Raw genomic sequence first — 18,576 nt, forward strand, 5'->3', positions numbered from 1 at the left:
GGGTTCACATGCTCAAGGTTTTTCGTGGCTGGATGCAGCGTTACTTTTCGCACGAGGAAGCGATCGTCCTCGCGATACTGCTGTTTCTTGCATTCGCGGTTGTTCTGACGCTTGGCAAGATGTTGGCGCCGGTGTTGGCTGGTTTGGTACTGGCGTTCCTGATGCAGGGGTTGGTGGGCGCCATGGAGCGTCGGCGGGTGCCGCACCTGCTTGCGGTATGGCTGGTGTTCCTGATGTTCATCGGCGTGCTGGTGGTTTGCATGCTGTTCATCGTGCCGCTGCTCTGGCAGCAGGTGCTGACACTTTTCAACGAGCTGCCACGCATGCTGGTGGAGTGGCAGGCGCTGCTGTTGCTGCTGCCGGAGCGCTATCCGCAGTTGATCACCGAAGAGCAGGTGCTGCGTGGTATCGACTTCATGCGTGGCGAGATCGGCCGCTACGGCCAGCTGGTGCTGACGTCGTCGCTGTCGAGCCTGCCGTTGCTGATCGGGCTGATGATCTATCTGGTGCTGGTGCCGATCCTGGTGTTCTTCTTTCTCAAGGATCGCGAGCAGATCAGCGACTGGATCAAGGGCTACCTTCCGCGCGAGCGTGGTTTGATCACTCAGGTCTCTCAGGAGATGAACCTGCAGATCGCCAATTACATTCGGGGCAAGGCCATCGAGATCCTGATCTGTGCCGTGGTGTCGTATGCGGTCTTCGCGGCTCTGGGGCTCAACTATGCCGCGCTGATGGCGATGCTGGTCGGCGTCTCGGTCGTGGTGCCCTATATCGGCGCGACGGTCGTGACCATTCCGATCGCACTGATCGGGATATTCCAGTGGGGGCTGGGAGACCAGTTCTTCTACCTGATGGTGGCTTACGCGATCATCCAGACGCTGGATGGCAACGTGCTGGTACCCCTGCTGTTCTCCGAGGCGGTGAACCTGCACCCGGTGGCGATCATCTGCGCCGTGTTGCTGTTCGGTGGGCTCTGGGGTTTCTGGGGGGTATTCTTCGCGATCCCGCTGGCCACCCTGTTCAAGGCCGTTCTGTATGCCTGGCCGCGCGAGGCTGCGGCGGTCGTGGTCGAAACGGGCGAATGAGCGACGCGGCGGCTGCAGGCCGCCGCCGTTGTATCAACCTTGATTCAGTGCCTGAGCGGCCTCCAGCACCGCCTCCACGTGACCTGGAACCTTCACGCTGCGCCATTCGCGGCGCAAGACCCCGTTGCGGTCAATAAGGAAGGTGCTCCGGTCGACGCCCAGATATTCCTTTCCATAGAGTTTCTTCAGCTTGATGACGTCGAACAGCTGGCAGAGTTGCTCGTCCTTGTCGCTGATCAGCTCGAATGGGAAGCCCTGCTTGGCGCGGAAATTCTCATGGGTTTTCAGGCTGTCGCGCGATACCCCGAAAACCAGGGTGTCGGCTGCCAGGAAGGCCTGGTGATGGTCGCGAAACCCCTGACCTTCGGTCGTGCAGCCCGGGGTGTTGTCCTTCGGGTAAAAGTACAGCACGACCTGCTTGCCGGCGAATGTTTCGGGGCTGACGACCTGGCTGCTGGTTGCCTGCGCCTGGAAGTGCGGAACGGGATGATCGATTTCGACGGCCATGTTGGCTCCTGTACTGGGACCTTACGGATTCTGAGGGCGCCACGGCTCGATCAGTGCGTCGAGATTGAGCGCATCGGCGAAGTCTAGAAACTGGTCCCGCAGCCAGCTGATCTGGGTGCCGGCGGGCAGCGTCACCGTCAATGTGGCGTTGAGCATGGTGCCGCCGGTCTGCGGGGCCTGGTAGGTGTCACAGGTCAGGCTTTCCAGTTCTACGCGATGATCGATGAAGAACTGGCAAAGCTCGTTGAGGATGTCCGGACGATAGACCGCGCTCACGTAGGCTACATACGGCAGGGCTTGCGGGCGGCTTTCCAGCGCCTCGCTGCGGACCACATTGGACGTGAACGCATGCTTTTTCGACAGGCCCGGCAATCCGGCTTCCATGCGGGCCAAGGCATCCCAGCTGCCGGCGACTTCGAGGACCAGTGCGCTGCAGGCACCATGGCGCGTCAACCGCGTACTGACCACCGCGCAGCGGTTCTCGTTGGCGGCTCGGCAGAGCACATTGGTCAGCTCCATGGGGTTGGCGCCGAGGGCGCTGATGACGAGAAATTGTTCGCGAGGTAGAGGGGGGGTGGACATGCAGCGTTCCTGGCGGTGGTGAATCGGTCGGCCAGCCAAGCCGAAAACGGCTAAGGGTAGCGAAAAGCGCCTTCGGAGGGAATGCGTAACGCCACGCGGCTGCTGGCAGCGGCGGAGCCTGCCACTGTGTCAGACCAGCGCTCAGGCTACTCGCAAAGCGCCGGGGAGCCTTGTACCATTACGCCTCTTTTTCGAATCCGGCAGGAGTGGTTGCATGATTGCGGGCAGTATGGTGGCGCTGGTCACGCCCATGGATGCGCAAGGCGGTCTGGACTGGGACAGCCTGAGCAAACTGGTGGACTTCCATTTGCAGGAAGGCACCAATGCAATCGTTGCTGTCGGGACCACCGGCGAGTCGGCTACGCTCAGCGTCGCCGAGCACATCGAAGTCATCCGGCGTGTCGTCGACCAGGTCAATGGCCGCATTCCAGTGATCGCCGGAACGGGCGCCAACTCCACCAGCGAAGCAGTCGAGCTGACCGAGAACGCTAAGGCCGCCGGCGCCGATGCCTGCCTGCTGGTGACGCCTTACTACAACAAGCCGACCCAGGAAGGCCTGTACCTGCATTTCAAGCACATCGCCGAAGCCGTGGCGATTCCGCAGATTCTCTACAACGTGCCCGGTCGTACCGTTTGCGACATGCTGCCGGATACCGTGGAGCGTCTGTCCAAGATATCCAACATCATTGGTATCAAGGAGGCCACGGGTGACCTCAAGCGCGGCCAGGAAGTGCTGGATCGCGTCAACAAGGACTTTCTCGTGTACTCGGGTGACGATCCCACTGCCGTCGAACTGATGCTGATGGGCGGCAAGGGCAATATCTCCGTGACCGCAAACGTCGCGCCGCGTGCCATGAGCGATCTCTGCGCCGCTGCGATGGCCGGTGATGCCACCACTGCTCGCGCCATCAACGAGCGCCTGATGCCGCTGCATCGCGCGCTGTTTCTGGAAGCCAATCCGATTCCGGTCAAATGGGCATTGCACGAGATGGGCCTGATGGGTAACGGCATCCGTCTGCCGTTGACCTGGCTCAGTCAGAGCTTCCAGGAACCGCTGCGCCAGGCAATGCGCCAAACCGGCGTGCTGGCTTAATAACAAAGGAATACGCATGAAGCGACTGGCCGGACTCTCGACCCTTGCCCTGATCATTTCCACCACCAGCGGCTGCGGTTGGCTATGGGGCGACGAAGGATATTTCCGTGACCGTGGCAGCGACTATCTGTCGGCACGTCAGACAGCGCCGATGCAGGTCCCTGTCGAAGGGGAGACCCGGCCGCTCGATCCGCTGTTGCCAATCCCACAGCAAGTCGCCGATACCAGCGCGACAGGCAAATATGAAGTCCCGCGCCCCCAGCGTCTGGCCGTTGCCGCTGATACCAGCGATTTCAGCGTGCAGTCCGCTGGCGAAACGCGCTGGCTCGTGGCGCAATATGCGCCGTCGCAGGTTTGGGTCGCAGCCCGGCAGTTCTTCACCGACAACGGCTTCAGCATCGCTGAAGAGCGGCGTCAGACTGGCGAGTTCGTCACCGCCTGGCAGACCGCCGCCGACTTGAACGATGAGCTGGTTCGCGATCTGGGTATCCAGGAAGGCGAAACCCGCGTGCGTGTCCGGGTTGAGCCCGGCGTGCAGCGCAACACCAGTGAGATCTTCGTGGTTAGCGTAAAGCGTCCGGCTGGCAGCAGCACCGATGTCGCCTGGCCGGAAACCTCCAGCAACAAGGAACTCGATCGGGTACTGCTTGACGAACTGCAGGCCAGTCTGGATCGCAGTTCGCAGCAGGGCGGCTCCGTTTCACTGCTGGCCGAGCGCGACTTCGATGCGCCTAGCCGTGTCAATCTGACCGAGGATGGAAGCGGCAATCCGACCCTGCAGCTGGACAGCGATTTCGACCGGGCCTGGTCCAGCATTGGTCGTGCCTTGCAGGCCGCCGATGTGCGTGTCGAGGACCTAGATCGTAGCCTGGGCGTGTATTACGTGAACCTCAGTGAGGGTGCCAACGATCCGGATGACAAGCCTGGTTTCTTCAGCCGGCTGTTCGGTGGTGCTCCGGACAAGGACGAGATCGAGGCACGTGCCGAGCGCTATCAGGTGCGGCTGACCCGTGCTGGCAACGGAGTGCAGGTGACGCTGGACAAGAGCATCGATACCGTTGCGCCAGCGGACGTCGCCCGTCGGGTGCTCAGTCTGATCAAGGACAACCTGGGCTGACTGCGAGCTGCCCCGTTACACGAACACGGATAGGCGAAACCCATGGTTTCGCCTGTTTCGTTTCTGCTGACCTGCCAACTGCGGAAATTTGCGTATGACCACTCCCACCGCCCTCAGCCTGAAGAAGATCTACTCGGGCAAGGTTCGCGACCTTTACGAGATCGACGAAAAGCGCATGCTCATGGTCGCCACCGACCGCCTGTCGGCCTTCGACGTGATCCTTGCCGAGCCGATTCCGGAGAAGGGCAAGATCCTGACCGCCATCTCCAACTTCTGGTTCGACAAGCTCAAGGGCCTGATTCCCAATCACTTCACCGGCGACAAGGTCGAGGACGTGGTGCCGGCTGACGAGTTGCCGCTGGTCGAAGGGCGTGCCGTTGTCGCCAAGCGTCTCAAGCCGGTTGCGGTAGAGGCGATCGTGCGCGGCTATATCGTCGGCTCAGGGTGGAAGGAATATCAGAAGAGCGGCACCGTCTGTGGCATCCAGCTGCCCGCAGGCCTGAAGGAAGCTGCCAAGCTGCCGCAGCCGATCTTCACCCCCTCGACCAAGGCCGCGGTAGGCGACCACGACGAGAACATCTCCTTCGAGCAATGCGAGGCGATCATCGGCAAGGAGCTGGCTGCGCAGGTGCGTGACGTGTCTATCGCGCTCTACAGCGCAGCCGTCGAATACGCGGCCACCCGCGGAATCATCATTGCTGATACCAAGTTCGAGTTCGGCCTCGATGAAGACGGCACCCTGACCCTGATGGACGAGGTACTGACACCCGACTCTAGCCGTTTCTGGCCTGCCGACAGCTATGAAGAGGGCAAGAACCCACCGAGCTTCGACAAGCAATTCGTCCGCGACTGGCTGGAGTCCACTGGCTGGAACAAGCAGCCCCCTGCGCCTGCCGTGCCCGCAGAGGTCGCACAGAAAACCGCCGACAAGTATCGCGAAGCACTGACACGGCTGACCGCCTGAAGAGTGTCGGGCGGCCGGAATCGACTGCCCGACCGTGCAAGCGGCTGAAAAACGGTAAAAAATCTGTGCAGTTGGGGTTCGACAAAGCCGATCCAGCTGCTATGATGCGCGCCGCTGGAGAGATGCCGGAGTGGCCGAACGGGACGGATTCGAAATCCGTTGTACCTTCGCGGGTACCTAGGGTTCAAATCCCTATCTCTCCGCCACTAATATAAAACCTGAAAGCCCCGCCGCACTAAGCATGCAGCGGGGCTTTCTTGTGTCTGGCGTCTCGTTTAGGACAGTTTTAGGACAAAAGAATGGCTTTCGAAGCCGCTCAATGCCGGTCTAATCCGTCCTGAAGCCCATCATCTGCGACACGATGGCCGCCATGCTTTTGGTGTCCGAGGGAATCCAGCGACCGTAGTGCTTGCGTACCATTGTTGTGTCGGTGTGGCCGAGCTGGCGCGCGACCCATTCCGCCGGAACGTAGCTGGATAGCGCCTGGCTGGCGAACGTATGCCGGCACTGGTTGGCTCCGCGGTGGCGGACGCCGGCTTTCTTTAGATGCGAAGTGAACCAGGTGCTCACTGTTTTACCGTTCCACGGCAGGCCGCTGGTCGAGCTTCGGAACAGGAGGCGAATTGACTCTGTGCGCTTGGTTACGTTATCGCGCTGAGTAACAGCAATGGCTACGGGAGAGGCGTGCTCTGCTTCGGCCATGGCTTCGCGTAACAGCTCAATGGCCGGATCGATCAGCTCTACCGTTCGCGTGCGTGAGCGCTCCTTAGGCACCTTAAATTCTCCGACTACCAGCGCGCGGCGCACCCGCAGCAGTCCGGCGTCGAGATCAATATCCTCAACTGCGAGCGCTACGATTTCTGATAGGGACAACCCGGCCCAGCAGTTGAACAGGATCATCCTCACATCTGGCCGACGATTAGGGTCCGCCGCGGCGATCAGCTCGATCTCTTCACGGGTGAACGGGTCCGCATGCTCGATCTCGGCGTCCGTGTCGATGTTGGAAATACGCTCAAGCGGATTGGTCTTAATGATCCCGTCGCTGAATGCATCGGCCCATACGCCGCGTACTACCGTGAAAATGTCGTTCACCGTCTTCGGTGACAAGCCTCCCTTGAGTAGGTGAGCCTGGAACAGTTCCAAGTCAGACTTGCTGACCTCGTTGATGCGCCGCTCCCCGAGCTTAGCTTCGACGTGACGCGCCTTGCTGACGTAGTTGATCACGGTGCTGGTTGCCTTCTTGGCACGCTGCACCTCAAGCCAGCGGTCGAGGCCTTCTTTCACCGTCCGATTGATACCTGGGCCGCTGATACCTGAGAAAGCGGCTGCCCGAGAAGATTCTGGAAAGTGTGCCGCATAGTCGAAGCGGCCTTCTTTGATCTCTGCCAGGATCGTACGACGCTTATTGTCAGCGTAGGCAACGCTAGCTTTGTTGATTTTGGCGATGCCAGGTACCGACTCCCGGCAGCGCTGACCGCGATACATGAACGAAATGCGAAGCCGCTTCCCGTTGAGTTCTACTCCGGAAGGCAGCTTCACTTCAGTCGGGAGGGGCTTCAAGAGTGGCCGCCCAGCCAGTTTTCGATCTCCACACGGTTATAAACGATTCGGTTGGCCGGATCGGTTCGCCAGTGCTTCCCCTCCAGCCAGAGGCCGTTGGACCGATACTTTCGGGCTGCTTCCTTGCTAATGTCAAAAATAGACTCCAACAGGTTCTGACGGAACCAGAGGCCCGGCGCAACCCAGGACTGATGTTTGTGAGTGTTCATATTTATCTCGTTAGTTAGGCTGACGAGATATTTATATCACCGGCGTTGGCAGCTGGAAGTCGTCTAATTGAGGGAAAATTGGAGTTGGAAGGATGAGCGTGGAGATCCGATTTTTTATGATGATTTGCTGTCTGAATAGGACTGGGAATTCATGCCCTCTAGCCTGGTCGCTGTATAACCCGGTTTGGGTCAGTCGGTCAGCAGTTTTGTAAGCGACTGTATTTCTCTAGTTTTCATAATAAAAACACCTGATGCAATGTATCAGGCGTAGGGTGCTGCGCTGAATATTTCCATTCAATGCTATTTCAGGATTTCTCTTTCATACTGCTGAGACGTTTCAATGCTTTTTTTCAGCGAAAGCAGGTAGAACAGAATCCCCCTGCTCAATGCCAAATGTCTCTCGGTAGCAATTATGACTTCCAGCTCTTCAGAATCGGCCGCGCGGAAAGAGTTTCTGCGAAAACGGTTGTTCAAGTTGGATTCGATCGCACTCCAGTGGTGGCTTAGGGCGTCGCACCTGTACCAGGCAGGAATAGAAATGCCCTCATGGCCGATGACCTGCGGGCGGTATTTGTGAGTGGGCGCAGCAGGGTCGTTCATGTACTCATCTACTACCTGCTGAGAGTAGCTAGTCGTTACCTCGTTCAGCTGGTTTAGAAATGCCATAGGCAAGGGAATCGGGGTGGGGGTTTCCATATGCGGCTCCTTTTGGTGGCTTGCAGGAGCTATTTTCCATAAAACACCGGATGCCGTGCCTCTTCTAAACCACAAAAAAGCGTAATTAGACGTAGTTGGGTAATCTTCCGAGAAAGCTTTTGTTCGGAATATCTAGACCCCTGTCGGGTTCCGACGATAAATCATTTTTGGAGTGACTGCGGATCGATCTTGCTGTGGTTGGATTGTCAGGTACTTTAAAAGCAGATTGCAGCTGAGGTCGCCAGATAATGCGGCCGGATCGGCCGGCGGTGTCCAATAACACCGGCAGTGCACCATTGCTCCGGGCTTCGGTCCGCCTCCGGCAAGGGGTGCACAACTCATTCTTTCAGTTGAGGAAAACAATATGGAAAAAATATATCAGCATGTGGAGGATATCGTCACGGTCGCAGAATTGCAGGATGGATTCTACGAAGTCGAGGTGACGGTGCTTGTACGCCGCAGTGGTGGCAGTGAGAGCGATTTTATCCGCATGCAACTTGAAAGTTACGATGGAGAGAAGAAATGTCGACAGCTCACAGTCAAGGGTTGCCGTGATTCTGGAATGCAATGGTTTTAAAGAGCTGAAACTCTCGCGACACATTGACTATTAATTCGCTTGGCTATCCAGATCAGTCTCCGATTTTTAGGTCTTGGCCATGACCATTCAAAAATTCTTGAAAGAGCGAATAAGGCTCACCCGATCAACATGCTCCCGCCTGCTAAGCATTTGCTTCGCTTCAGGAGGTGGGGGTGCTGTAGGTAATCACGACCAAGGAGACAGCCATGAGCTTCTTTAGCAAATTTGCCAGTCTGTTCACCGCCATCGTTCGGCCAGATAGGTCGGCGTACACAACCGTAATTTATCCCAACCGAGGAAAGGCTGTCGTCGTGCACGACGGTCTCGGTATTCGCCACGAACACGCGTGCGACCAATCTCTGGGTTCGGTCTTACGGGAGGGAGTGGAAGTGACTTTCTCGTTTGACGACTACGCTGCCTGGTCTGAGCCAGACGCACAGGCTCAGGCAGATAATTTTTTATCCGGCTCTTCAACCGCCTGCGTCGAATTCATGGAAGGCAGCCTGATCAACCCGGTCAACGGCATGCCGATGATGGATAGCTGCTTCGATGTTATGGGCAACCCGTATGGAATGGATGCGCTCGGTGATCGCCTGTATTTTGATCATGAAGCGACTATTGTCAGAGCTGCCTCTTCCCCCTTCGATCCTGATTGAACGTAGCGATACCACGTAGTCCGAGCCCTGAGTATCTCGTCGCACGCGCTGGTTAGTTATATCTTAGGCCGATCAGTTGCGCGAGCGCGCATAGTAAGGCCCTGCAGTGGTCGGCTGGGCTCCTCAAAGTCAACTGCCAGAGCGGCGCCTGTTAGACGCTTCCCAGCCCCAAAAACCATGCGGAGAGTCCTCAACGGAGATCGGGGAGGGCGATCATCTCCGCACGTTGTTAAGAGCTGCTAGCGATAGTGACCCTAAGGGCTGCTAACGGGCCAATAGCTGCCATCTCGCCATTGTGAAGCTCGCGCCAATCGGCTGATTCTCTTGTGCTAACTACAGTCTCGACTGTCCCCAGCAGAGGCGCGGGAACTCATGCCCACGTTCTCCGGTTTGCTGGAGCTAGGGAGACGCTGAACAATTAGCCAATTCTCACCGTCCCCCTTTTTCAACCCGGTTTTTTCAACCTACCGGCCTTATTCTGCGTTTCTTGGGCCGATTTCTACCCTGATTTTGCTGATTAGCGGGCCAGCCCCGCCTTTCGGACGGACTTATCCCGCCGTCCGTTGCAAATACCGCTTGGCCAGTACCAGATTGGCCAACCCAAACAGACTGAACAACTGCGCCGTATTCTTTTCCAGTCCACGGTAGCGAACCTTACGATGATTGAAGCGCACCTTGATCACCTGGAAGGGATGCTCGACCTTGGCACGCAGCTGCGCCTTGGCGTATTCGACTTTGCGCTTGACTCGGTACAGCACGCTGTCTTTGCCGTGATGTTTGTAACTGCTTGGCCGTGCTGCAATCGACCAGACAACGTCCCGTTCAGCATGCTCCGGTCGCTTGGCCGCACCAGTGTATCCAGCGTCACCCGAAACATAGGTTTCGGCGCCGTGCAGCAACTGATCGACCTGGGTGACATCCGCCACGTTGGCGGCAGTCCCTACCACGCTGTGCACGAGTCCCGATGTGGCGTCGACACCAACGTGGGCCTTCATCCCGAAGTGCCATTGATTGCCTTTCTTGGCCTGATGCATCTCAGGATCACGCTTACCTTCTCGGTTCTTGACCGAGGGCGGCGCGGCGATCAGGGTAGCGTCGACGATAGTGCCTTCCTTGAGCAGCAGACCCCGGCTGGCCAGATGCTGGTTAATCGTTTCAAACAGCACCCGCGTTAGCTGATGGGTTTCCAGCAAGCGGCGAAATCGCAACAAGGTAGTGGCATCCGGTGCCGACTCACGGCCCAGGTCGATGCCGATGAAACCACGAATGGCCTGGCTGTCGTAGACGGCATCTTCGGTACCTTCATCGGAGAGACCGAAACACTGCTGCACGACATACATGCGCAGCATGCGCGACAACCCAATCGCAGGGCGTCCACGCTTGCCTGTGGTGTCGCTATAGAACGGCGCCACTTGCGCCTCCACTTGTGCCCAGGGCACCAGCTGTTCAAGGTCAGCCAGGAAGCGATCTCGGCGAGTCTGCTTTTTCTTGCCGGTATATTCGAGTTCGGAGAAGGTCTTCTGCACGCGCGTAACAAAGCTCATGGAGGGGGCTGGTTGAGGGGGCTCAGTGTGCCAAGGGTGGGGGCGGCTGGCTATTTATGCAGTGTCTCCCTAGATTCTGAGATCAACGCTGCCAGATACTGCTCGACCATCTTGGCGACGATGATTAAGCCATGCTGGCCCAATAAGGTCGAAGTGGATAAGGTTCGCTACCATATCGCAGGAAAGCACCCCTCGCCTGTCTCAATACCCTTTTGGCGGCACTCAGCACCTACGAGAAGCGCGGGTGGAGTGCTGTGCGAAGCCTGCGTACTCTTTTCTACCCAGCAAGGACTGATCGTGGCTATCAAGAATCCGACCTTTACTCCTCCCTTTGGGCTTCGTGCGATGAGTTGCGTGGTGGGATGGATGCCAGCCAGTACAAGGACTAAGTCCTGTTCATGCTGTTCATCAAGTACATCTCCGATAAGTACGGCGACTCGGACGACTTCGCGCCATCGGTGACCATCCCAGCGGGTGCCAGCTTCAAGGACAATGGTCGCCCTCAAGGGCAAAGCCGATATCGGCGACAACATTAATACGTAGATCATTCGGCCGCTCGATGCCAACACCTGGCAACGCCTGGCCAAAACCCGCGGCCTTAAGCAAGGTATGATGCAGGAACTGCTTACCGGAAGGACCCGACTGATATGAATGAACAGGCCATTACGCTTAAAGCCGTCAACGACTTGCGGCTAGACGATGAAGGAAACCCCCAGCGCTATTTTATTGCGGCCTATCAACGGGGCTACCGCTGGACGCCGCTGCAGGTGACGCAACTGCTGGACGATATCCGCGAATTTACCAAGCGCCGTAATCCTCAGCCGGAAGACTTTTACTGCCTGCAGCCGCTGGTGATGCGCGTCTCTGAAGAGGGGGGGTATGAGGTGGTGGACGGGCAGCAGCGTCTGACCACCCTGATGCTGATATTGCGCCACTTCAATGAACGGCTTACCGAGAAATACCGGCAGCCGGTGTATCGGCTCGAATATGAAACAAGGCCAGAGCTGCTCAAGTTTCTTGATGAGCCGACCGAAGAATTGGCCAATATGAATGTGGATTTTTTTCATTTGAAAATGGCGATGGATGCCATCGAGGACTGGTTTGCTGACAAGGAAGGAGAGCTGGAGGAAATCAAATCCGCGTTTCAGAGCAAGGCCAAGGTTATCTGGTACGAAATCGCAGAAACAGAGCACCCGGTGGATGTGTTTACCCGGCTTAATGTCGGGAAAATACCGCTGACTAATGACGAGCTGATTCGCGCTCTGTTCCTCAAGCAAACCAGTGCTGACGCGGCAGAGTCTCGCAATCTGCAAACGCAGATTGCCTACGAGTGGGATCACATGGAGAAAACGCTGCAAGCGGATGCGTTCTGGTATTTCGTCAGCAATGACCTGGACCGAGTGCAGAACCGCATCGGCATTCTTTTCGAACTGGTAGCTAATGCAGAGGGCATTCCCGAGGCATTCAAACATGACCCATACGGAATCTTCTTTACCTTCGGCTGGCGTCTGAAACAGCCGGGCGTGAGCCTTGAGGCTGAGTGGCGCAAGATCAAGCAGGCTTTTCTACTGCTTGAGGAGTGGTATGAGGACCGTGAGCTTTTTCACATGGTTGGTTATCTGGTCAGTGAAAATACGGCAATTAATAGTATTCGCGATCTGTCTGCTAACTGCTCGAAAAGCTACTTTCAACAGCAACTGCGACAAGTGATCTTTGCCAGAGCGATTGATGCGAAAGCCGTTTGGCCGTTGAACGAGCAGGAAATCCGTGAGCAGGTGGCCGAGCGGCTGGAGACTCTCAAGTACGGGTCGCCCAAAATAAAGTCACTCTTGTTGCTGTTCAACGTGGCGACGCTACTGCAAAACAGCAAGTCGAATCTGCGCTTTCAGTTCGATAGCTTTAAAGGCGCGAGCTGGAATATCGAACATGTTCGCTCGGTTAGCTCCGACAAGCCCGAGCGGCACCATGAGCGGGTCAAGTGGCTGGACAATTGTCTCCGCTACCTGGAATCGAGCAGCGCGGAGCCGGAGCTTCAGGAAGGCATCATGTCGTTTATGGTGCTACCGCAGGCAGAGGCCAGCAACGATATTTTTGATCCGCTGTATGACAGGGTTCTCGCCTACTTCAAGGAGAGTTCTGATGATGCAGCCGACCACGGCGTTGCCAATCTCGCGCTGCTCGATGAGTTCACCAACAAGAGCTACAAAAATGCGGTTTTTGCGGTGAAACGGCAGCGAATTCTGCAATTGGACCAGTCGGGCATTTTTGTGCCCTTGTGTACCCGCAATGTGTTCCTCAAGTGCTATAGCCCGGAAGTCGGCAACCTGATGCTCTGGAGCGAAGAGGACAGTAGTGGTTACCTTGAGGTGATGACCAATACGCTGATCGATTTCTTTTGCGGGAAAATGGAAGGTGGCCAATGAGTTCGCTGGAAAGCCGGATCAATTTCAAGCAGCTACTGGATCGCCACGGCAGGGTCTGCGTGCCCATTATCCAGCGCGACTATGCCCAAGGTCGCAAAGAAGAAGAGGAAGTCCGCGAGGATTTTCTTCAGGCGATTCATGCGGCCTTGGTCAAGCCTGCTGATGATCCCTCGTTACCCTTCAATCTCGACTTCATCTACGGCAGTGTGGAAGGCAGCGAGAACACCCGGTTCTTGCCGCTAGACGGGCAGCAACGGCTGACCACGCTGTTTCTTCTGCATTGGTATCTGGCATGGACAGAAGGGCAGTGTGCACGTTTTTCCGAGCTGTTCAGTGCGGATGGAAAATCACGCTTCTCCTACAGTGTCCGTCCCAGCAGTAATGAGTTTTTTGACGCGCTTGTCAGCTTTTCACCGAAAGAAGCGGCAGAGGACCTTGCTCGGCTTAGCGACCTGATTACTGATCAGCCTTGGTATTTCCGCAGCTGGCGTTTAGACCCCACCATTCAGTCGGCGTTGTTCATGCTGGATGCAATCCATGCGCGTTTTGCCTCTTGCGCCAATCTGTTTGAGCGATTGGTCAGTGAGAGCCAGCCAGCCATTACTTTTCAGTTGCTTGATCTGGAAAATTTCGGCCTGTCCGATGACCTGTATATCAAGATGAACTCGCGCGGAAAGCCGCTTACCCCATTCGAGACCTTCAAGGCCCGTTATGAGCGTGAGTTGAAAGCACAATTTGCAGACCGTTCATACGAGTTCTCTGGGTTAGCACACTCTGCGGCAGAGTACGTTGCCTGGCGCATGGACAATGCCTGGGCGGACTTGTTTTGGGTGGCACGTGACAAGGCAAGCAATCAGTACGACGGCGCAATCATGAGCGTATTTCGGGCAGTTGCCCTGGTCACCAGGAACCCCGAAAGCGACCAGTATTTAGAAGATATAGAGCGCTTGCGACAGAATGTGCGCGCGCCTAATTACGGTGATTTCCACGCTAGAAATTGGCTGGACGAGAATTTTACGCTGTCTGTTATTGCGCTGCTCGATGCCTGGAGTGGCGGCAGTGAGGGGTTGAACACGCTGCTGCCTGAAGGTCACCCATTCGATGAGCGTGCGTTCTTCCAGAAGATAGTGACTACCCAAAAGTCGCTCTCGAACACCGAGGTTGTCCAGTTCTCGGCTTATGTTTTGTTCTTGGAATTCAACGCGGAAGGCTATGAGGCTGATCAACTCCGGGATTGGATGCGAGTGGTGTTCAATCTTTCAGAGAATACCGAATACAACCGGCCTGAAGATCTCCAGCGAAGCATCACTGGTCTGCGGGAGCTGCTGGCTGAGGCGAAAAATATTCTTGGGTACTTAGCAGATGTGGACTCGACGGTTTCCGGATTTTTAAAGCAGCAAGTCGAAGAGGAAAGGCTGAAAGCTCAGCTTGTTCAGTCGGGCTGCGGCTGGGCCGAGATCATTGAACGTGCCGAGGCCCATGGTTATTTCCGTGGTCAGATCGAGTTTCTGCTGAATTTTTGCGGTATTGAGGCTGAGCCCCCGATTCAGGACTGGAGCGACGAACAACATCGAAAGGCGCAAGGGGCGTTTCAGGCGTACTTCGCCAAAGCCTCCATGATGTTTGATGAGAGGGGGTTGAGGGCGCTGCCAGATTTTCTTTGGGAGCGTGCTTTGCTTTGTGTTGGCGACTACTTGCTGCCTAGTGGGACACGAAACTATTCATTCTTGGTTAATTCATCTACCGAAGCAGGTAGCTGGAAACGCTTGCTAAGAGGTGCAGGCGAGTATGCATATGAACGCAGAGAGGTTTTAAAGCAGCTTCTTGATCATGTTGACCTTGATGCCGATCTTGTCACCCAGCTCGGAGGTTTGATGGCGGGGGCGACGGAGTTTGAGCCTTGGATAGAGGCGCTTGTACAAACACCTCATGCTTTGGCCTATTGCCAATCGCGCTGCCTTCGGTTCGATCCGGTTTCTGACCAGATTTATCTGTTGAGTAAGACGCAGATGAACGGCATGCATGCGGAGCTTTTCACCTACTCGCTGTATCACAGGTTGCGAGCTGATTTAGCCAAATATGCCCCTCTGTCTCTGGGAGGTTACGAAGACGTTAGCGATGCCCTAAGCGAGCCATTTTTCGTTTTTTCACTCACTAAAAATGAAGTGCCTTTGTGGTTTTCGGTTGGATTTAATCAAGGCCAATTTCTCGTGGGCTATCACGGTTTTGGTTTAGAGCTTGATGAAGATAAAACCGAAGCTCTGCGCGACTTGAAATTTATTGATGGCGACACGTTGCAGTCTTGGCGTGTCGAGCACGACGAAGTTGAGTCATGGCTTTTGGCGCTTGCAGCATCCGCTGACGGCGAAGGTACCGGTCATGATTGATCAACCTCGCTCCGAACGCCGCACGCAGAACCGTGTCGTGGCCCTGTTTACGGCCACAACACGGCCTGATTGCCTCGGCTACGGCTACCGGGCGAGTGGAGCAAACGTGGGCAAAATCGCAACATTGAGGCTGAGCTGCTGCAGGCTAACCTGAAACATCGTGATTACACCGATGCGCAAATACCGGCGGCACTGCAAAAACTGATGGCTGCGGCGGATGCCGCTGGCATCACGCTGTATCAGGCCAACCTGCGGACCTATCAGTTGCTGCGCTACGGCGTGCCGGTTCAGGTAGCCGTTGGCCAGGCCTACGAGACGTTGCATCTGGTTGATTGGGGAAAACCCTGGCGTCAATGATTTCGCCATCGCTGAGGAAGTAACCTTGCGCGGCGGCCACGAGCGCCGGCCTGACTTGGTAAATTACCTGAATGGTATCGCCGTTGGCGTTATTGAACTAAAGCGCAGTTCGGTGGATGTGGCCGATGGTATCTACCAACTGATCACTAAATCAGGAGGAAATCTTCAACCTGGGGTTCTTCAGTACGGTGCAGCTGGTTTTTGCCGGTAGCGACTCACAGGGCCTGCGCTATGGCACAGCCACCACCCGCGCCGAGTTCGTTGTGGAGTGGAAGGCGGACGCGTTAAAACCCGAGCCTGCGGGCCCCTCATTCCGCACGTTGCCGAGGGCCTTGCCCACCGGACGCCACTCGAACTCCTCCACGCACAAACCATGCGCCAGTGCGAGTTCCTCAGCCTCGCGCGGCGAAAACTTCTGGCCCATCCAGTGCGCAGCGTACTTCGGCGATAGAACCACTGGACGTCGATCGTGAATGTCGAGCATGCCGGCAGCGCTGGATAACGTAATGACAACAAAGCCGTCGCCGTCTCGCGGTTCCAGCGAGCCGCCTCGCTGAAACCGCCTGAGCGCAGCGAAAAACATCGGCTCGACGCTACGGAGCGTGATGTAGTAGGGCTGCTTGATCTTCGGATTCTCCGCGTCCTTCTTCCACTCCGTACCAACCATCAGCGGGCACTATTGCGTGGCCTGTTTGCCAGATATCGCGAATGAATCTGCTAGTCGCGGCCGTTTCCACTCTGGCATTTATCGCTGGTGGTCTCTTCCCCTGTGCCCACAATGGGGCGTAACCCCACTTGACCGGCTCTATGCGCAGCCCATCATCGTCCTGGTGCAGGAGCTGAACCATTGATTGCGGACACACGTTGTAGCGTCCGATCGGCTCAGGATTCATGCCGCCACGCAATGGCAAGGGCAGTTGCTCCGCGATCTTGTCCAGATACTCATAAGCGATTCGGTACTGAGCGAAACGTCCACATGGGTGCCCCCGCACATCTGGTTCAATTGACCGGGCTCTAGCCTCAGAATACTGTATGCACATACAGTTATGAGGTCTGTACCATGCCCGTCCACATCTTGGGACCTGCTGCTCCCACCACAATTGCACTGCCGTTTTTCAGTTTCTGCGTGCCCGCGGGATTCCCGAGCCCAGCGCAGGACCACATGGAGGGGAGCATCTCGCTCGACGAGCTGATGAATATCCGAGCTCCGCATACCTACCTGGCGCGCGCAGACGGGGAGAGCATGATCCAGGTCGGCATTTTCGACCGAGACATTTTGATCATCGACCGGGGACGGGAGGCAGAGAAGGGAGAGGTGATCATCGCAGCGCTGAATAACGAGCCTCTGGTCAAGATTTTCGACCGAGCTGGCAGCCAGGTCATTCTGCGCTCGGCCAATCCGAAGTTCGCGCCGCGGTACCTCCTCGAAGGCGAAGAACTCTACGTATGGGGCGTGGTGTCATACAGCATCCGAATCCATGGCAAGTACTGAGCGGGCCATCGCCCTCATCGATTGCAACTCGTTCTACGCCAGCTGCGAGCGTGTTTTCCGACCGGACTTGCGCCGTACGCCCATCGTCGTGCTTTCGAACAATGACGGCTGCGTGATCGCGCGCTCGGCCGAGGCCAAGCAGCTCGGCATCAAGATGGGCGTCCCGTATTTTCAGATCCGGCGCGACCTGGAGCGTTTGGGCGTTGTGGTGTTTTCCAGCAATTACGCGCTGTACGGCGACATGAGCGAGCGCGTTATGACGGTCATCGAGAGCTTGGTGCCTGCGGTTGACGTGTACTCGATCGACGAGTCGTTTGCCGACCTTACCGGTGTGCCAGACGTCGAAGCGCTCGGCAGGCGGATCCGCGCTCAGGTACTGCGCAGCACGGGTATTCCGGTCGGGGTGGGCATTGGGGGGACCAAGACGCTCGCCAAGCTAGCGAACCATTCAGCGAAGCGCTGGCAGAAGCAGACGGGTGGGGTAGTGGACCTTCTCGACCCGGTGCGGCGCGACAAGGTGTTGCGCGTGATTGACGTCGGCGATGTATGGGGTGTCGGCCGCCGAATGACCGGGCAGCTGAACAGGTTGGGCATACGTACGGCGTGGGATCTAGCCAGCGCGGATGCCTGGAGCCTGCGCAAAAAATTCAGCGTGGTCATCGAGAAAACCGCACGCGAACTGCGTGGGACGCAGTGCCTCGATCTGGAGGACGTCGCGCCACCCAAACAGGAAATCTGCTGATCGCGGATGTTCGGCAAGCGCTTGCGCGAGCTGGAGCCAATTAAGGAGGCAGTGGCGGCATACGCTGCCCGGGCCAGCGAGAAGCTGAGGGCCCAGCAGTCACTGTGCAAGCGTGTCCGAATCAGCATCCGGACCGGTATGTTCAATCCCGACGAGCCCAAGTTCGCGAAAGGCGTGGTGTGTGAGCTGCCGTATCCCACCGACGACACCCGATACATCACCCGGGCGGCGATCGCTGGGTTGGAACACATCTATCGCGAGGGCTTTTCGTTCAGTAAGGCCGAGGTCCTGCTGATGGATCTGTGCCAGCGTGGTGAGTACACCGACGATCTATTCGTTCAAACCCGGTCCGCTGCGTCGGAGCGCGTTATGGGCGTGCTCGATGCAATCAACGCCAAGTGGGGCCGCAACACCCTCCGGCCCGGCCGCGTAACCACCGCGCCGGACTGGGGCATGCGACGAGAGATGATGAGCCAGAGTTTCACAACTAAACTGGATCAATTGTGGGTGGTACGGTGCAACTAGGCGTGTGGATGCGGCGTCCGACGTTGTCGCCCTGGGAAACGAAAGCAAGCAGCCCCGACC

At 56.9% G+C, this 18,576-nt stretch carries 17 protein-coding genes, 1 tRNA gene and 2 pseudogenes; 13 read left to right on the forward strand and 7 right to left on the reverse strand.

Going from position 1 to position 18,576, the window contains the following annotated elements; genetic code table 11:
• The first annotated feature begins 8 nt into the window (after positions 1–8).
• A complete protein-coding gene (locus ACX1DW_RS01970; RefSeq protein ID WP_458992658.1) occupies positions 9–1,085 on the forward strand; it encodes an AI-2E family transporter in 1,077 nt (358 codons plus the stop codon).
• 33 nt (positions 1,086–1,118) lie between these two features.
• Here the strand turns inward: ACX1DW_RS01970 and ACX1DW_RS01975 are convergent, their stop codons facing one another.
• Both ACX1DW_RS01975 and ACX1DW_RS01980 read right to left on the reverse strand, forming a co-directional pair.
• Positions 1,119–1,592 carry a peroxiredoxin gene (locus ACX1DW_RS01975; protein ID WP_102840063.1) on the reverse strand — a complete coding sequence of 158 codons (474 nt, stop codon included), beginning with the start codon at positions 1,590–1,592 and terminating at the stop codon, positions 1,119–1,121.
• A 21-nt stretch (positions 1,593–1,613) separates the two neighbouring features.
• On the reverse strand, positions 1,614–2,174 hold the full coding sequence (locus ACX1DW_RS01980; RefSeq protein ID WP_102840064.1) for a glycine cleavage system transcriptional repressor: 561 nt from the start codon (positions 2,172–2,174) through the stop codon (positions 1,614–1,616).
• Between the two features lie 214 nt (positions 2,175–2,388).
• Here ACX1DW_RS01980 and dapA point away from each other — a divergent pair, with 214 nt between their 5' ends.
• The 4 genes from dapA to ACX1DW_RS02000 all read left to right on the forward strand — a co-directional run bounded on the left by dapA (position 2,389) and on the right by ACX1DW_RS02000 (position 5,554).
• Positions 2,389–3,267 carry a 4-hydroxy-tetrahydrodipicolinate synthase gene (gene dapA / locus ACX1DW_RS01985; protein WP_458992659.1) on the forward strand — a complete coding sequence of 293 codons (879 nt, stop codon included), beginning with the start codon at positions 2,389–2,391 and terminating at the stop codon, positions 3,265–3,267.
• A 16-nt stretch (positions 3,268–3,283) separates the two neighbouring features.
• Entirely contained in the window at positions 3,284–4,384 is a 1,101-nt protein-coding gene (bamC, locus tag ACX1DW_RS01990) for an outer membrane protein assembly factor BamC (RefSeq protein WP_125868027.1), read from the forward strand.
• A gap of 94 nt (positions 4,385–4,478) precedes the next feature.
• Positions 4,479–5,348 carry a phosphoribosylaminoimidazolesuccinocarboxamide synthase gene (locus ACX1DW_RS01995; RefSeq protein ID WP_110776383.1) on the forward strand — a complete coding sequence of 290 codons (870 nt, stop codon included), beginning with the start codon at positions 4,479–4,481 and terminating at the stop codon, positions 5,346–5,348.
• A gap of 116 nt (positions 5,349–5,464) precedes the next feature.
• A tRNA-Ser gene (locus ACX1DW_RS02000) sits at positions 5,465–5,554 on the forward strand.
• A 121-nt stretch (positions 5,555–5,675) separates the two neighbouring features.
• Here ACX1DW_RS02000 and ACX1DW_RS02005 read toward each other — a convergent pair.
• The 3 genes from ACX1DW_RS02005 to ACX1DW_RS02015 all read right to left on the reverse strand — a co-directional run bounded on the left by ACX1DW_RS02005 (position 5,676) and on the right by ACX1DW_RS02015 (position 7,813).
• Complete coding sequence (locus ACX1DW_RS02005) at positions 5,676–6,887, reverse strand: Arm DNA-binding domain-containing protein (RefSeq protein ID WP_458992660.1); 1,212 nt, start codon at positions 6,885–6,887, stop codon at positions 5,676–5,678.
• A gap of 17 nt (positions 6,888–6,904) precedes the next feature.
• Positions 6,905–7,117 carry a DNA-binding protein gene (locus ACX1DW_RS02010; protein ID WP_054094973.1) on the reverse strand — a complete coding sequence of 71 codons (213 nt, stop codon included), beginning with the start codon at positions 7,115–7,117 and terminating at the stop codon, positions 6,905–6,907.
• Positions 7,118–7,417: 300 nt separating this feature from the next.
• Positions 7,418–7,813: a hypothetical protein gene (locus ACX1DW_RS02015; protein ID WP_238586997.1), complete on the reverse strand. Its 396-nt coding sequence runs from the start codon at positions 7,811–7,813 to the stop codon at positions 7,418–7,420.
• Positions 7,814–8,177: 364 nt separating this feature from the next.
• Here ACX1DW_RS02015 and ACX1DW_RS02020 point away from each other — a divergent pair, with 364 nt between their 5' ends.
• On the forward strand, positions 8,178–8,390 hold the full coding sequence (locus ACX1DW_RS02020; RefSeq protein WP_081002797.1) for a hypothetical protein: 213 nt from the start codon (positions 8,178–8,180) through the stop codon (positions 8,388–8,390).
• A gap of 206 nt (positions 8,391–8,596) precedes the next feature.
• Positions 8,597–9,046 (forward strand): hypothetical protein, encoded by a 450-nt coding sequence (locus ACX1DW_RS02025; RefSeq protein ID WP_054094971.1) that lies wholly within the window; start codon positions 8,597–8,599, stop codon positions 9,044–9,046.
• Between the two features lie 548 nt (positions 9,047–9,594).
• On the opposite strand, the gene ACX1DW_RS02030 is transcribed toward ACX1DW_RS02025, so the two are convergent.
• On the reverse strand, positions 9,595–10,590 hold the full coding sequence (locus tag ACX1DW_RS02030; RefSeq protein ID WP_003282265.1) for an IS5-like element ISPsp6 family transposase: 996 nt from the start codon (positions 10,588–10,590) through the stop codon (positions 9,595–9,597).
• A gap of 647 nt (positions 10,591–11,237) precedes the next feature.
• Between ACX1DW_RS02030 and ACX1DW_RS02035 the strand changes: the two genes are divergently transcribed.
• From ACX1DW_RS02035 to ACX1DW_RS02050, 4 genes are all read left to right on the forward strand, one after another.
• A complete protein-coding gene (locus ACX1DW_RS02035; RefSeq protein ID WP_054094970.1) occupies positions 11,238–13,013 on the forward strand; it encodes a DUF262 domain-containing protein in 1,776 nt (591 codons plus the stop codon).
• On the forward strand, positions 13,010–15,400 hold the full coding sequence (locus ACX1DW_RS02040; RefSeq protein WP_458992661.1) for a DUF262 domain-containing protein: 2,391 nt from the start codon (positions 13,010–13,012) through the stop codon (positions 15,398–15,400). Before ACX1DW_RS02035 ends, ACX1DW_RS02040 begins: the two co-directional genes overlap by 4 nt.
• 69 nt (positions 15,401–15,469) lie before the next feature.
• Positions 15,470–15,757: a hypothetical protein gene (locus ACX1DW_RS02045; RefSeq protein WP_238586996.1), complete on the forward strand. Its 288-nt coding sequence runs from the start codon at positions 15,470–15,472 to the stop codon at positions 15,755–15,757.
• Positions 15,758–15,782: 25 nt separating this feature from the next.
• A complete protein-coding gene (locus ACX1DW_RS02050; protein WP_238586998.1) occupies positions 15,783–15,968 on the forward strand; it encodes a type I restriction endonuclease in 186 nt (61 codons plus the stop codon).
• An 18-nt stretch (positions 15,969–15,986) separates the two neighbouring features.
• Here the strand turns inward: ACX1DW_RS02050 and ACX1DW_RS02055 are convergent.
• Positions 15,987–16,749: pseudogene (locus ACX1DW_RS02055) on the reverse strand (SOS response-associated peptidase family protein).
• A 68-nt stretch (positions 16,750–16,817) separates the two neighbouring features.
• Here ACX1DW_RS02055 and ACX1DW_RS02060 point away from each other — a divergent pair.
• Both ACX1DW_RS02060 and umuC read left to right on the forward strand, forming a co-directional pair.
• A complete protein-coding gene (locus ACX1DW_RS02060; RefSeq protein ID WP_458992662.1) occupies positions 16,818–17,249 on the forward strand; it encodes a LexA family protein in 432 nt (143 codons plus the stop codon).
• Positions 17,236–18,516, forward strand: a pseudogene (umuC, locus tag ACX1DW_RS02065) (translesion error-prone DNA polymerase V subunit UmuC). Before ACX1DW_RS02060 ends, umuC begins: the two are co-directional and overlap by 14 nt.
• The last annotated feature ends 60 nt before the right edge of the window (positions 18,517–18,576 follow it).

This window comes from Stutzerimonas sp. KH-1, from assembly GCF_054483855.1.